Origin of the sequence: Halomonas sp. M20 (genome assembly GCF_020622265.1) — a bacterium.
Taxonomy (GTDB): domain Bacteria; phylum Pseudomonadota; class Gammaproteobacteria; order Pseudomonadales; family Halomonadaceae; genus Modicisalibacter.
In genome coordinates this window covers 121,820-135,954 of sequence record NZ_JACNMQ010000007.1, presented here as the reverse complement: position 1 = coordinate 135,954, position 14,135 = coordinate 121,820, and the positions used below count along the sequence as shown (strand labels likewise).

The following is a 14,135-nucleotide window of genomic DNA, read 5'->3' as shown; positions in this document are numbered from 1 at the left end:
GTATGTATATGTGGCGATGTGTTGCATGATCAGGGCGACGTCTTTTTGTCGTCTCCTTTTTCTTTCACATCAGCAGCGTCTTGTTGGTCACAGGACTGCTCCTGTTTGTCTTCATCCGGGGCGCAGCCAAACCAGTTCTCTTCCGGCTTGGCTTTACCACCTGGTCCCTGCTTGGCGCCGTCCTCCACCGGAGCAGGTTCCTCGAGCGCCTGCTTCAGCTTCTTGGTGTCTTCCGTGGGCGGCGGTTTTGACGTATTGGAAGAGGAATCCTCCTGAGCCTGAACGGAAAAGCTAAGCAGTGAGACGAGAGCCAAGATGGCCGCAATGCTTGAAAGTCGAATCATGGGTTTCATATGTCCGTGTCTTTTAGGGGCAATTGAGTATAGCCGAGCGCACGTGAAGGAATGAACAAGGCGTTGCGTTGATTCATTGCGATCGCGTTTCATGGCAAAAAGCTGTGCTGGGTCTATCGGTTACGCTATCGTGACAGCTTGGGTCCGTGTTGCTTGGAGCATGTTGATGACTGTGATGACTGCCGCTGCTATCGAGGATTTTCTTGACGAGGTCTTCCCCCATCGCCAAGGCACCATCGAAGGCGTTCATGAGATGCGCGCCACCATGAGCCTGGCCATCGAGGACGAGCATCTGAGGCCCGGCGCCTGTGTTTCCGGCCCCAGCATGATGGGGTTGGCGGATGTCTGTTTATATGTAGCGATACTCGCGCAGATCGGCCCGGAACCCATGGCAGTGACCACGGATCTCAACTGTCATTTCCTGCGTCGTGCCCGGGGCGATCGCGACCTGATCGCCAACGCTCGTGTGATCAAGCTGGGGCGGCGACTTGCAGTGGGCGAGGTCGAGCTGTTCTCCGCAGGCGACAACGATCCGGTGGCTATCGTGACGGCAACCTATGTGCTACCCGATCAAGACAATGACTAACGCCCCTCGCTTTCATTAAGCTGATTTCGCCAGCTCGCCCAGGCCAGCATCAGCCAGCCCGCCAGGAACAGGACGCCGCCGATGGGGGTGATCATGCCCAGGGCGCGGATACCGGTCAGGGTCATCAGGTACAGCGAGCCGGAAAACAACACCATGCCCGCCCCCCATAGCCCCATCACGAGTTTCTGACCGCGAAGTGGCTGCCGCTGACGCCAGATCAGCACGGCGAGAATGGCCAGGGTATGCCAGGCTTGATAGCGTACGCCGGTCTCGAAGGCCGCGAGCAGGCGCTCACTGACGCGACCTTCCAGGCCATGGGCGCCGAAGGCACCGGCCAGTACCAGGATGAATCCACTTAGGGCCGTGGCGACCCAGACAGCACGTTCTTGCATGACAATACTCCTCCGTTGATCGGCATGACGTCCTTTCCTGGATTTCTCTTTCAAGTGCTCGTCAATGAAAACATTTTATTGGCGGTGTTTCGCGACGCCGCTCGCGCCGCTATCCTTTGGGCCGGGCCCAGGAAAACCAGGAGAATAATGCCATGGAAGCTCTTTTTTCACTCATCGAGCCGCTGCGCGATGGTATCTATGCGGTCATGAACCCGGTCAGCGATTTCATCTGGAGCTACATCCTGGTGTACCTGCTGCTGGGAACTGGGCTTTTCTTCACCGTCATGACGCGAGGCATGCAGTTCAGGCTATTTGGGCATATGGCCAAGGTGACCTTTACTGCGCGCGGTGCCGGTGAAGGGGTAAGCGGCTTTCAGGCCTTTGCGACGTCTCTGGCGGCACGACTGGGCACCGGCAATCTGGCCGGGGTAGCGCTTGCACTATGGATCGGTGGTCCCGGAGCGATCTTCTGGATGTGGATCACGGCGCTGGTAGGCTTTGCCACCGCCTTCATCGAGTCGGCCCTGGCGCAGCTGTATAAACACTCCAACGAAGACGGCGTATTTCGTGGCGGCCCGGCCTACTACATCGAACGAGGTCTGGGCTGGCGCTGGCTTGGGGCGCTGTTCGCGGTCTTTCTGATCATCGCCTATGGTCTGGCCTTCAATGCGGCTCAGTCCAATACCATTGCCCAGGCCATGAACGGTGCCTTCGGCATTCCCAACTGGATCACCGGCTTGGTATTGGTGGTGCTGGTGGCGATCGTCATCTTTGGCGGTCTGAAGTCGGTTGCCCGCACTGCCGAAAAGATCGTGCCGGCCATGGCGATTGCTTACCTGCTGGTGGCACTGTGGATTCTGATCACCAATATCACCGCGGTGCCGGACATGCTGGCGCTGATCGTCAAGAGTGCTTTCGGTTACGGCCCGGCGGTAGGTGGTGCGGTGGGTTATTCGATCAAGGTAGCCATGGAGAACGGCATCAAGCGCGGTTTGTTCTCCAACGAGGCCGGCATGGGCTCGGCACCCAACGCAGCCGCTCAGGCCAGCGTCAAGCATCCCGCCGCTCAGGGATTGGTGCAATCCTTCGGCGTGTTCGTGGATACGCTCCTGATCTGCAGCTGTACCGCCGTGGTGATCCTGATGTCCGGTGTCTACGATACCTTGCTCAGCAGCTCCCCGGGCGCTTCCATCGAAGGCATCAAGCTGACCCAGGACGCCATGGTCGATCATCTCGGCGGTTTCGGTGAAATCTTCATCGCCATCATTATTTTGTTCTTTGCCTACACCTCGGTATTGGCCAATTACTCCTTCTCCTCGGTCAACATCGAATATCTGTTCCGTGGTCAGGCCAAGAAGGCGGATCACACCCTGCGCTGGGTGGTGCTGGCCATGGTGATGATCGGCTCCGTGGCGCAGCTGACCTTCGTCTGGAACTTTGCCGATCTTTCCATGGGATTGATGGCCACTACCAACTTGATCGCTATCTTGTTGCTGTCGCCGACGGGTCTGCGGCTTCTCAAGGATTATGAACGCCAGCGCCGGGAAGGGAACGACGAGCCGGTCTTCGATCCTAAGGTGATGAAGCAGCCGAAGCTGGTCGACTCGGACGTCTGGCCGCCGAAGCGCAAGAGTGCCGACAGCTAGATTTGGCGCTACACTAACGGCCCGCATTTTAGCGGATTTACCTATTTTTGCAGCCTGTGCGGAGGTCATCATGCAGATTCAGCTCAACGGTGAGCCTCAAGCGTTCGAAGGCGGGGCCACGGTCAGCGAATTGATCGAGTCTCTCGGTCTTGCGGATCGACGCATTGCCGTCGAGGTCAATGAAGAGATCGTGCCACGCAGTCAGCATGCCGCGCTCAGCTTGAGCGACGGCGATCGTGTTGAAATCGTTCATGCCATCGGTGGTGGCTGATTGTCGCTGTAATACAGGAGGCACCATGTCCGTACAAACAATCGATCAACCTTGGCATGTCGCCGGGCGCAAGTTTACCTCGCGTTTGCTGGTGGGTACCGGGCGCTACAAGGATTACGACGAGGCCAAGGCCGCCATTGCCGCCAGCGGTACCGAGGTGGTGACTTTTGCGGTGCGTCGCACCAACCTTGGGCAGGACGCCAACGAGCCGAGTCTGCTCGAGGCCATTCCGCCAGAGCGTTATACCCTGCTGCCTAATACCGCCGGCTGTTACAACGCTCGGGAAGCGGTGCGGACCTGCAAGCTGGCCCGGGAACTACTCGATGGCCACAACCTGGTCAAGCTCGAGGTATTGGCCGAGGACAGTACTCTCTATCCCAACGTAGTGGAGACTTTGAAGGCCGCCGAAGAGCTGATACGCGATGGCTTCGATGTCATGGCCTATACCAGCGACGATCCGATCGTGGCCAAGGAGCTCGAGAAGATCGGCTGCTGCGCGGTCATGCCGCTGGGCTCGTTGATCGGCTCCGGCAATGGGCTGCTCAACCCGCACACCCTGGCCATCATCCTCGAAAATGCGGAGGTGCCGATCCTGGTGGATGCGGGTATCGGTACCGCCTCGGATGCGGCGTTGGCCATGGAAATGGGTTGCTCCGGCGTGCTGATGAATTCGGCAATTGCGCACTCCCGCCAACCCATCGTCATGGCCGGGGCCATGAAAAAGGCCATCGAGGCGGGGCGCGAGGCGTTTCTCGCTGGTCGCATGCCACGCCGACAGCGCGCCGAGGCGTCATCCCCCATGGCCGGACGCATCAATGCTTGAAACAGAAGATCACACCATGAATGAAGGGGCGCAAGCAGCCGACGACTCGAACCCGCGACCGAAGCGGGGCGTAAAAAGCTATGTGCTTCGCGCTGGGCGCATGACCGTCGCCCAGACACGCGGCCTGGAAGAGATCTGGCCACGCTGGGGGCTGAGCGTCGAAGAAGGGCTGCAGGATCTGGACCGCCTGTTCGGTCGCGCAGCGCATCCGCGAGTTCTGGAGATCGGTTTCGGCATGGGGGCATCGTTGGTCGAACAGGCCGAAGCGCATCCTGAAACGGATTTCATCGGTATCGAGGTGCATGCGCCAGGCGTCGGCAAGCTGCTCGACGAGGCGGACAAGCGCGGTCTGACCAATCTACGGGTCTACCGCGACGATGCGCTGGAGGTGTTGTCCCGCTGTCTCCCGGAGGCCAGTCTCGATACGGTGCAGCTGTTCTTTCCCGACCCCTGGCCGAAGAAGAAGCACCATAAGCGACGCATCGTTCAGCCAGCCTTCGTCGAGCTGGTACGTACCCGCCTCAAGCCTGGCGGTGTGCTGCATATGGCAACGGATTGGCAGGCCTACGCCGAGTACATGGCGGAGGTAATGGAAAGCGCCCCGGGGTATCGCAACACCGCCGAGGCACAGACGACTCCTTATGTATCCCGGCCCGAGTTTCGGCCATTGACCAAGTTCGAAGCCCGGGGCGAGCGGCTCGGCCACGGCGTCTGGGACTTGATCTTCGCCCGCGCCACATAAGCCTGGGGCGCCGTGGCTTCGCGCCGGGGCGCACGGACGTTGGCGCCGCTGCGGTTATGCGGGCGAGCGCGCAGCGTCTGCACCACGCCTAGCGCCACCACCGCCATGCCCGCAAGCCCCAGCAGGCCGGGCAGCTCGCCGAACATCAACGCTGCCCAGCCCATGGTCACCGCCGGCGTCAGGTAGATCAGCGTCGAAAGCCGCGTTACCCCGAAGTGCGAAAGTCCCTTCACGAAAAAGCCGTAGCCGCCAAAGGTCGCCAGTACCACCAGAAAAGCGATGATCGAAACATTGCCCAGGGTCAGGGCCGGCGGTGTCAGGTTACCGCCCTCGAGCAGCCCGGCGGCGATAAAGAACAACACGGTGGTGGTGGCCAGCTGCACGGTCAATCGCGCCGGCAGGGACAAGCTGCGCTCGCCGGGCCGGGGCGTCATCAGGCTGCCCAGGGTCACCGCGGCCACCGCCACTATCGGCAGTAGATAGGCCCAGGGCGTTGCGCCACCCATGCCCTGAGCATCGTCCAGCACGCAAAGACCGGCGCCGAGGGTTGCTACCAGCATGCCCAGCCACTGGGCGCGAGAACTCATCTCATGCAGCCACAGGGCCGCCAGCGCCGCCGCGAAAAGAGGCTGCAGGGCGCCGATCAGTGCCGCTACGCCAGCGCTCACACCCTGCTGGATGCCCAGCAACATGGCCAGCAGATAGAACCCCATGGTCAGACTGCCGCTCGTTGCTTCCCGGGTCAGGGCGCGCCAGCCGACGGTTTCACCGCCATGACGCAATGTGCTGAACAGCCACCACAGACCTGCCAGCATCGTTGCCAGGGCAAAACGCCAGGCATAGAGCGCCACCGGCGGCGTCTCCACGGCCACCGCCAGGCGACTGCCCACGAAACCGCTGCTCCAGCACACCACGAACCCTATGGTCACGACGGCACTGGTCAATGGCCACTTGATGGACCGTGTTGGCAACGCGAGATGCTGCTCGCGCCGGTAAGTGTTTGACATGAACAGCCTCCCTCGCTGATGAATGGTAGCGAGGCAAGTCTGGACCTTATAAAGTGTTCAATAAATCGACATTTCTTGTAAGGAGACTTCAATATGTCTGAAGCCTCGCTGGGAACCCTGGATCTTGAATCGTTGCGCAGTTTCATGGTGGTGACTCAACTGGGAACCCTGGCCGCAGCGGCGGAGCAGCGTCACCGCACCATCAGCGCCATCAGCATGCAGATCAAGCGTCTGGAAGAGCGTTTGAACACGCAGCTGCTGATACGTGGAGCACGCGGGGTCAGCCCTACGCCTGCAGGCGAGGCGCTGTTGCGCGAGGCGCGGGAACTGTTGCGTCAGCACGATAACCTGCTGGCACGGTTCACCGGACGTGGCTTGAGTGGCAAGGTGCGTTTCGGTCTGCCCGAGGACTACGCCCGGGAGCTGGTGGGGCAAGTGCTGCCGGAGTTTCTGGGCTCTCACCCCAACGTGCTGCTCGAGGCGGTGACTGCCACTAGCGGCGAGCTTTCCCGACAGCTGGAGCGTGGTGAGCTGACCCTCGCCATCCTGCTCGACAGGCAGAACCGGCTCAAGGGCGGTGAGCCCATGTGGACCACCGCCCCGGTGTGGGCGGCGCCCCGGGAGATGCGCCTGGATGAGGGGCAACCGCTGGCGCTGGCGCTGCACCCGGTGAACTGCCCGTATCGTGCTACGGGGGTCGAAGCCCTGGAAGCCCTCGGACGCGCCTGGTATGCGGTGTTCACCAGCACCAGCATTCATGCACTGGAAACCGCAGTGGAAGCAGGGCTTGCCATCAGTATTCTCGATCGCCAGCGCCTGACCCCGGCGATGCGGGTGCTGGATGAAAATGATGGTCTGCCACCCTTGATCGGTGGCGAAGCCAAGCTCTATTTCGGACGCAATATCGCCAAGGACTCGCGGCCTGCGGTGGAAGCCCTGGCAGCGCTGTTGCGAGAGCGCTTTCACCAGCGCGCCCCTTGGCCTGGCGAGCGAGCCGATAATAGCGCCTTCGCCATTCGCGGAGGCGCTTCGGGGGATCGACGCAATTGATGGCGGAATTCATGGGATAAAAAAACGGCGACTCTATTGGAGTCGCCGTATAAGACCGTGACTAGCTTGATGAGGAGATAACCATGACAGGGAAATCGATATTGGATCGGCCTTCTCTGTGATGGAAGTGGCGTCTGGCGAACACCACACCGCCAAGATAATCATTCTCATTTGATGCGTCAAGAGGAATGCGAATCTTTTTTATTTGCTTCTAAGGAAACGCTGAATAAATCGGCGAATGGAATGAAGCGCAAGGCGCACGGTACGCAGAAGGCGAGACATAACATGGGGTTAGGCGAGGCTTCGAGTACCGCGCAACGCAGCGATTCGTCCATGCAGACATATATTCAGTGTTTCCCTAACAATCACCCGACCAAAAAAAGCCACACGGGAAGAGTGAGCATCGCCAGTAATGTCTGACCGGTGATCAACGCCGCCATCAGCTCCGCATCGCCGCCGAGTTGTCGCGCCAGGATATAGGCCGAGGTGGCCGTAGGAAGGGCGGCAAACAGCAGGGCGATATCGCGACTGACCGGATCGAGGCCGAGCGCCATGGCGAGTGCCAGCACTAGGGTGGGCATCAGAATCAGTTTGGTCAGGTTGGCGGTCCATACGCCTGCATCCAGGCGCATCAGTGCCTGAGGACGCAGCGCCACGCCCACGGTTACTAGCCCCAAAGGCAAGGCGGCGCGCCCCAGAAGGGAGACGGTCTTTTCGCTCCAGCCAGGCAGCCCGATACCACTGAAATTGAGGACGATGCCCCCCAGGCAGGCCAGGATCAACGGATTGCGCAGCAGCGCCGACAGGCTCTTGGCAACACTCGAAGGCCCTAAAGTACCCGCAGCGACAAAGCTCGCCACGCAGAGCACATTGACCACCGGTACCATCAAGGCCACTGCCACGGCTGCCGTGGTAGCACCGGCGTTGCCATGCAAGGCGGCTGCCCCGGCAACGCCGACATAGGTATTAAAACGCACTGCCCCCTGAAAAACCGAGGTAAAGGCGGCGGCATCGAGGTTGAGTCGAGCACGCAAGGTCCACAACAGCGTGGCCAGAACCGCCATGCTGCCGAGCAACACCACGCCCAAGCGCGCCACGGGCACCTGAGACACATCCGTTGTCGCCAGGGTCGCCAGCAGCATGGCGGGGAAGAGCAGAAAGTAGATCAGTCGTTCGAGATGTGGCCAGAAAGCGTCGCCGGGCCAGCGGCGCCAGCCAAGAAAGGCGCCGAGCAGTATCAGCAGGAAAAGCGGTCCAAGCGCTTCGTCGATGGACATAAGCTATTCGGCCATCACCACCTTCGCGCCGCGCAAATGGTCGACCATCGCCTTGAGCGCCTGGACCTGCTGGCCTTGACGGCTGTCGTAGGGCGCATCGAGTTGCCAGCTGCTCTCGTCATATCCCCACCAGTCCCAGCAGCCCTTGGGGTTGGGCAGGCTAGGCTCCGCCTGAGGATAGAGCACGACGAGTCGATTCTCCGCAGCCCATTCGTTGAGCCCTGAATGGCGCACGAAGGTCTCGCCGATCTGCTCGGCGCTCATCGAGCAGCCGTGCAGGGCAACGGTCAAGGCACAGGGCGCACCTTCCTCGCAGGTCTTGGGAACGAATACATAACCCGTGTCGGCTAGCCCGCCATCGTAGAATGCGGTCTGGTCGAAGCGCATCAGCATACCGCGACCATCCCCCTGGGGCGGCTGAACGCGCTCCTCATAAAGCCATTTCAGCGCCTCTCCGGCCCCATCGAAATCGCAGTTCAACAGGTACGGGGTGCCCCCTTCAGTGCAGGGTGCGGGATCGATGGTTTCCGCAGCACTGGCCAAAACAGGCCAGCCATGGCCTGCCGCCGGGTCATCGACATACTTGAGCTGCGCGTCCGGGTTCGCAAGCCAAGTGCGATACTGACCCGCCAGCACCTCGATCAGTTGCGGGTCAACGACATCGTCCTGTCCGCCGGACCATAGATAAACCCGCTGCTTGGCCAGCGCATCCATTGGCCCAACCTGGCCGCCTTCCCGGTACGCGTCATAGCGTTCTTGCAACTCATCCAGCTCGGGTAAGCCCAGGCGAGTACTCATGCATTGCGTAAGCGCTAGCGCCAATGCCCCCTGGGCGCAGCCCCAGGGGCCGGCGGCAAACACCGCCAATCCCGAGAACTGCTCCGGCCAGGCCACCGCAAGCTGGGTAGCCATGTAACCGCCGGAGGAGACGCCCATCACGCTGATGGCTTCGGGCTCGATGTCGAACACCGATAGCGGCGAGGCTTCCCGTTCCGCGTCCTGGGCCAGCGCTGGCACCGTCGCCAGCGTCAGCACGAACGCTGCCAGTGCTTTCATCAATGCTTATTCGCCGCTGTCTTGAGAGTCGGCATCGTCGGCGCTATCGTTTTGCATGACGTCGAGCAGCTCGACCTTGAAGGTCAGGGTTTCGTTGGGACCAATGGGGCCACCGGTGCCTGCCTCGCCATAGGCCAGATCCGCGGGCAGGTAGATCATCCAGGTATCGCCGGCTTTCATCATCTGCAGAGCTTCCTGCCAGCCTTCGATGACCTGATCGACCTGGAACTCCACCGGCTCGCCGCGTTGATAGGAGCTGTCGAAGACGGTGCCGTCGAGCAGCTTGCCTTCGTAGTTCACCTTGACAGTGTCCTTGGCATCCGGGGACGCGCCATCGCCGGATTCGAGTTCCTTGTACTGCAGGCCAGACTCCGTGGTCTTGACGCCTTCCTTCTCGGCATTCTCAGCGAGAAACTCCTCACCCTCGACGCGATTGGCTTCGGCGGCTTTCTGCGCTTCCTGCTGCTGCTGCGCCATTTTTTGCTGCTGGAACTGAGTCAACGCCTCGGCCATTTCCTCGTCGCTCATTTGAAGCTCGTCGCCCGCGTAGGTGTCCTTGATCGCCTGAGAAAAAGCGTCGACATCGAGATCTTCGATATCTTGAGAAAGACTCTGACCCAGGGTTACGCCGATGCTGTAGCTGAGTTTTTCCTGATCGCTTTCCGGTGCAGCGAGCACCAACGGCGCAGTGCCAAGAGCGACGGTTAAGGCAGCGGCGGTCACCAATGTTTTCATGAAAGCTCCTTGGAATTTCTGGGTAATATGCAATGAGATGTGCGATGAATGAGAGTGTATCGACACTTCAAGGTACGACAATCAGTCCACTGCGACTCTAACAGGGCGTTCAGAGTTCCGCATCCAGGCGATTGACGCACGCATTTCAGAAAGTGTGCAGCAACAAGCAGGCGAGTATCGTTCTTTCTTCAAACGCTAGCTTGCTTGACAATGGTGACGCTTTGCTCTTCCCTGAAAATACGTCAACAACAAAGGGAACTGCGATGAAATTACGTAATCTTGTCTTCAGCATCACGGCTATCAGCCTTGCAGGTGTGGCTTCATCGGCCAATGCCGAGACGTGGCGTTTTGGTCTCGAAGAGATCGAGGGTAGCGTCCAATCCGGCTATGCCGAAGAGTTCAAGAAGCTGATCGAAGAGAAAAGCGGCGGCGATGTTACCGTTGAAGTACTTCCCTATGGCAAGTGGGGATCGGATTACTCGACGCTCTACGATGCCATTCAAAGCGGCTCCATCCCATTGAGCTTTGGCTCGGGCTTTCTGGGCGGTACCGTGCCCGAAAGCCAGCTGATGAGCCTGAATTTCATCATGCCGGCGGATGAACTCGAAACCGCCAAGATATTGAACTCCGACGCTTTCATGAAGAGCGATGGGTGGCAGCAGGCGTACCGCAATCGCGGTCTGGTACCGCTAGCCGCAGTGCCGGAGGGCTATCAGGTATGGACCGCCAACCGCGAGATCCGCACCCCGGATGACATGGAGAACCTGCAGATTCGTGTGATGGATAACAGCCTGTTACGCAAGACCTATCAGGCCTATGGGGCCTCGCCGATCACCATCTCCTATGGTGAGCTTTACAGCGCGCTTCAGCAGGGGCAGGCGGATGGCAACATCCAGCCGGTGTTCGCCCATGAGGAAATGGGGTTCTACGAAGTTCAGGATTACATGATCTTCGCCAAGCAGGCGCAGTTCGTGGGTAACGTCATTGCCAATCAGGATTGGTACGAAGGTCTGTCGGATGAGCAGCGCCAGATGATCGATGAAACCACCAGCGAAATGGTTGAGATCGGTCACGACATCCAGTCCGAACTCAATGAAACGCGCCTGGAGACCATCAAGGAAAAGGGTAATATCGAAATCATCGAGCTCAGCGAAGAAGAACGCGATCAGTTCCGAAAGCTGGCCGAGCCGGTACGTCAGACTTTCGCCGATGATGTCGGGGAGCTTGGCGAGCAGGCGCTCAACACGCTGCTTGAGCAGGTGGAGTCCGGCGCGTCACAGTAACGTAGTGTGATTCTTGAGGAATGGGCGAATGGGCCGGTCAGGACGCTGTCGGCCCATTCGCTTTTTTGTGGGCGGGTTTTAGGATTTGTCTGAAAAGTCGACGAGCGATGGCTAGACAAGACAAAAATCGACGAAAAGACGGAGTTTACGCGGTGTAAATGAGTACTTTGAGTCGATTTTTAACGCTGTATGGGCTAGCGCAGGCATTTTTCGGACATAGCCTAGTCGCCTCCCAGCGAAGGCAGCAGTAGTGAAATCTGAGGAAAGAGAATGAGAATGATCGTTGCCAGCAACAGGATGGCAATGAAAGGCGGCGTACCGCGAATCACATCCATGTAGGGCCGACGAAAGACGGCGATAGCGGTGAAGATATCGCAGCCGAAGGGGGGCGTGGCGGAACCGATGGCCGCCTGCAGGGTTACGATGACGCCGACGTGCACCGGGTCCAGGCCTGCTGATTGCACCAGCGGCTTGAAGATCGGGACCAGAATCAGGATCACCACGATTGGATCGACGAACATGCAGCCGACGAAGAAGGCGGCAGCGATCAATGAAAGGGCCAGAACCTGATTGTCACCGATGCTTTCGATGACGGGACCGAGAATCTGCTCTGGTACGCCTGCGGTGCCAAGAGTCTGGGAGAACGCAGCACCCACGGCAACGAGAATGAACACCACCGCCGTGATCATACCCGTGGAGAGGGCCAAGCCTCCGAGATCGCGAATCGACACTTGGCGATAGATCACGACCTCCAGAATCAGCGCATAGGCAACCGCGACGGCGGAGGCCTCCACCGCGCTGAAAAAGCCGCCATAGATGCCGCCAACCACCAGAATCGGAAAGCCAAGGGGCAGGATAACCTTGCGCATCGCCTTTAGACGCTCGCCCCAGGAGGCGTGTGGTTCTGCCTCGATGCCTTTGATGCGGGCGCCTATATAGCAGTAGAGGGCAAACATCGCCAGGATCAACAGGCCGGGCAGGATGCCAGCGAGAAACAGATCGCCGATCGAGGTCTTCATGACTACGCCGTAGATGATGAAACCGATGCTGGGCGGGATCAGCAGGGCAATGTCGCTGGCGTTGATGATCAGCGCCAGGGCGAAGCTGTCCGGATAGCCCTTGGCCAGCAGGCGTGGCCGCATCGGCCCGCCCATGGCGACCACGGTGGCCTGGGTGGAGCCGGAGACGGCGCCGAACAAGGCGCAGGACGCAGCGGTGGTAATCGGCAAGCCGCCGCGAATGTGACGCGTGAACACATCGACCAGATCCAGCAGGCGATTGGCCGTATGGCCTTTGGTCAAAATGTCCGCGGCGAAGATGAACATCGGCACTGCTGCAAGTACCCAACTGCCCACACCGCTGATCATCCAACTGACGGCTTGATCGGGTCCAAAGAAGGTCATGCCGGTGAACATCATGTACAGCATGCCCACGGCCAGGGGCACCATCATCGGAAAGCCGAGCAGCAGCAGTACCAGCATGATCACGCCTAGCAAGATCAGCATTCGATTGTCCTTATGTGCATTGTTGACGCGCTCGTAATCCCGGGATCAGATGCCATGACGCTCGTTGGCGTCCTGGGTCTGGTCGGAATCATTCATGGGAATATCTGAATATTCTTCTTTTTCGGTAAAAGAGCGGTAGATGTCGTCACTGAACAGATTTCGTAGGGTGGTCAGCACGTACTGGATGCCGGCGAGGGTGAAGCCGAAGGGGAGTGCCAGATAGATCAGCCACATCGGTATGCCCAGCGCGGCGCTGGTTCGGCCACGTTCTTGCAGCGTTACGACGTAGTCCACCGACTTGTAGGCGAAATAGAACATCAGCACTGCGGTACCCAGGCAAAGAACGATCAGCAGTGCCTTGCGCAATCGACCGCTGAGCTGGTCGTAAATGGCGCTCATGCTGATATGGCGCGCGTGTCGGGCCGCGTAGCTGACACCGATAAAAGTGATCACCACGATCAGCATTTCGGTGACTTCGTAGGTGCCGGGAATACCTTGCTGAAAGAGGAGGTTTCCCACAACGTGGGCGCTCATCAGCGCGGCCATAGCGAGCACACAGCCAGCGATCACCACGGCCTCGAATACGCCAAGCCCATGATCGATTGTGCCGAGTACTCGCAGGAAGCCGTTTTGTCGTTTGGATGCCGTGGGGCCGTCGTTGTTATTGGGTTCTTGCTGTTCCGTCATGTCGTTGGTCCACCTAATGGCTAGCCGGTCGCAAGCGCGCGGCAATTGTCTTGAATCAAAGGCCAACGTTTGCCAGGCAGCAAGGGTTCGTCTTGGATGGCGCTTGTAAGAAAACGGAGCTGCCTGACTCCCTTCTTGAACTTATAGGGTTTGCTAAAACCTTGCCACTCGTCAAGGTTTAGGTGCTGTGGTGCTATCGTCATTTGGTCTGATCGTAGTGTTGCCAACCAGGATGCTCAACGGGTCGCTGACTGCTGAAGGTGGGCGGCCGACATGATGGATAAGACGAGTGATCAGCGCGGCATCGTCCTGGTGCAAGGGGCGAACGCCTTGGCCGCGCCTTGCCAGCGCTTGCAGTTGCAGGAGGGTGCCGCGTTCCGCGGCGAGTTCTGCATTTTTGATCGTTTCGCGCCACTGGGCGAGGGGTGTGCCAGGCGTTGCGTGAGCCCTGAGTTCGCGTCGACGTTCGCGTAACAAGCGGGTCAAGATGTCCTGTTGATCGCGAATCGGTGCCAGAACGGTGGCGGCGTTGGCGTTCGTGGTCAGCCCGAGACGATCCATCCAACACAGCCATAAGAGTTCGCATACGTCCGCCCCATGCTCGTCCTGTAGCGCCAGGCACGCAGCCGCTACGCCGGGCCGAGCGTAGAGAATCAGCGCGTAGTCCCATAATGCTATCGAAAATTGGGTAGAATGATCGTCCATTTTCACTTGGCTGCGCC

Annotated in this window: 16 protein-coding genes; 7 read left to right on the top strand and 9 right to left on the bottom strand. The window is 59.4% G+C overall.

The genetic code is table 11. The features are described from left to right. Positions 1-29 precede the first annotated feature (29 nt). Positions 30-353, bottom strand: coding sequence for a hypothetical protein (locus tag H7850_RS16155; RefSeq protein WP_227370509.1), 324 nt, complete (start codon positions 351-353; stop codon positions 30-32). A gap of 166 nt (positions 354-519) precedes the next feature. Between H7850_RS16155 and H7850_RS16150 the strand changes: the two genes are divergently transcribed. Beyond that, on the top strand, positions 520-939 hold the full coding sequence (locus H7850_RS16150) for a PaaI family thioesterase (protein WP_227370508.1): 420 nt from the start codon (positions 520-522) through the stop codon (positions 937-939). Here H7850_RS16150 and H7850_RS16145 read toward each other — a convergent pair. Continuing rightward, positions 936-1,331, bottom strand: a complete 396-nt coding sequence (locus H7850_RS16145; RefSeq protein WP_227370507.1) for a DUF423 domain-containing protein — start codon at positions 1,329-1,331, stop codon at positions 936-938. The two genes, H7850_RS16150 and H7850_RS16145, sit on opposite strands and share 4 nt — an antisense overlap. Positions 1,332-1,483: 152 nt before the next feature. Between H7850_RS16145 and H7850_RS16140 the strand changes: the two genes are divergently transcribed. From H7850_RS16140 to trmB, 4 genes are all read left to right on the top strand, one after another. Continuing rightward, positions 1,484-2,977 carry an alanine/glycine:cation symporter family protein gene (locus tag H7850_RS16140; RefSeq protein WP_227370506.1) on the top strand — a complete coding sequence of 498 codons (1,494 nt, stop codon included), beginning with the start codon at positions 1,484-1,486 and terminating at the stop codon, positions 2,975-2,977. A 70-nt stretch (positions 2,978-3,047) separates the two neighbouring features. After that, on the top strand, positions 3,048-3,248 hold the full coding sequence (gene thiS / locus H7850_RS16135; RefSeq protein ID WP_227370505.1) for a sulfur carrier protein ThiS: 201 nt from the start codon (positions 3,048-3,050) through the stop codon (positions 3,246-3,248). A gap of 25 nt (positions 3,249-3,273) precedes the next feature. Beyond that, complete coding sequence (locus H7850_RS16130; RefSeq protein WP_048307503.1) at positions 3,274-4,071, top strand: thiazole synthase; 798 nt, start codon at positions 3,274-3,276, stop codon at positions 4,069-4,071. A 16-nt stretch (positions 4,072-4,087) separates the two neighbouring features. Then, positions 4,088-4,813 carry a tRNA (guanosine(46)-N7)-methyltransferase TrmB gene (gene trmB, locus H7850_RS16125; protein WP_227370526.1) on the top strand — a complete coding sequence of 242 codons (726 nt, stop codon included), beginning with the start codon at positions 4,088-4,090 and terminating at the stop codon, positions 4,811-4,813. Here the strand turns inward: trmB and H7850_RS16120 are convergent. Beyond that, on the bottom strand, positions 4,711-5,820 hold the full coding sequence (locus H7850_RS16120) for a DMT family transporter (protein ID WP_227370504.1): 1,110 nt from the start codon (positions 5,818-5,820) through the stop codon (positions 4,711-4,713). The two genes, trmB and H7850_RS16120, sit on opposite strands and share 103 nt — an antisense overlap. A 93-nt stretch (positions 5,821-5,913) precedes the next feature. Here H7850_RS16120 and H7850_RS16115 point away from each other — a divergent pair, with 93 nt between their 5' ends. Beyond that, a complete protein-coding gene (locus tag H7850_RS16115; protein ID WP_227370503.1) occupies positions 5,914-6,870 on the top strand; it encodes a LysR family transcriptional regulator in 957 nt (318 codons plus the stop codon). 365 nt (positions 6,871-7,235) lie between these two features. On the opposite strand, the gene H7850_RS16110 is transcribed toward H7850_RS16115, so the two are convergent. The 3 genes from H7850_RS16110 to H7850_RS16100 are packed head-to-tail and all read right to left on the bottom strand — an operon-like array spanning position 7,236 to position 9,938. Next, positions 7,236-8,147, bottom strand: a complete 912-nt coding sequence (locus H7850_RS16110; RefSeq protein ID WP_227370502.1) for an AEC family transporter — start codon at positions 8,145-8,147, stop codon at positions 7,236-7,238. 3 nt (positions 8,148-8,150) lie between these two features. Further along, complete coding sequence (locus tag H7850_RS16105; protein ID WP_227370501.1) at positions 8,151-9,203, bottom strand: PHB depolymerase family esterase; 1,053 nt, start codon at positions 9,201-9,203, stop codon at positions 8,151-8,153. A 6-nt stretch (positions 9,204-9,209) separates the two neighbouring features. Next, positions 9,210-9,938: an FKBP-type peptidyl-prolyl cis-trans isomerase gene (locus H7850_RS16100; RefSeq protein ID WP_227370500.1), complete on the bottom strand. Its 729-nt coding sequence runs from the start codon at positions 9,936-9,938 to the stop codon at positions 9,210-9,212. 263 nt (positions 9,939-10,201) lie between these two features. Here H7850_RS16100 and dctP point away from each other — a divergent pair, with 263 nt between their 5' ends. Next, positions 10,202-11,221 (top strand): TRAP transporter substrate-binding protein DctP, encoded by a 1,020-nt coding sequence (gene dctP, locus H7850_RS16095; RefSeq protein ID WP_227370499.1) that lies wholly within the window; start codon positions 10,202-10,204, stop codon positions 11,219-11,221. Between the two features lie 221 nt (positions 11,222-11,442). On the opposite strand, the gene H7850_RS16090 is transcribed toward dctP, so the two are convergent. The 3 genes from H7850_RS16090 to H7850_RS16080 form a co-directional block, all read right to left on the bottom strand. Beyond that, the gene (locus H7850_RS16090; protein ID WP_227370498.1) at positions 11,443-12,726 is read right to left on the bottom strand and encodes a TRAP transporter large permease; all 1,284 of its coding nucleotides are present in this window, start codon (positions 12,724-12,726) and stop codon (positions 11,443-11,445) included. Positions 12,727-12,771: 45 nt separating this feature from the next. Continuing rightward, positions 12,772-13,413, bottom strand: coding sequence for a TRAP transporter small permease (locus H7850_RS16085; protein WP_227370497.1), 642 nt, complete (start codon positions 13,411-13,413; stop codon positions 12,772-12,774). A gap of 171 nt (positions 13,414-13,584) precedes the next feature. Beyond that, complete coding sequence (locus tag H7850_RS16080; protein ID WP_227370496.1) at positions 13,585-14,118, bottom strand: TIGR02444 family protein; 534 nt, start codon at positions 14,116-14,118, stop codon at positions 13,585-13,587. Between the last annotated feature and the right edge of the window lie 17 nt (positions 14,119-14,135).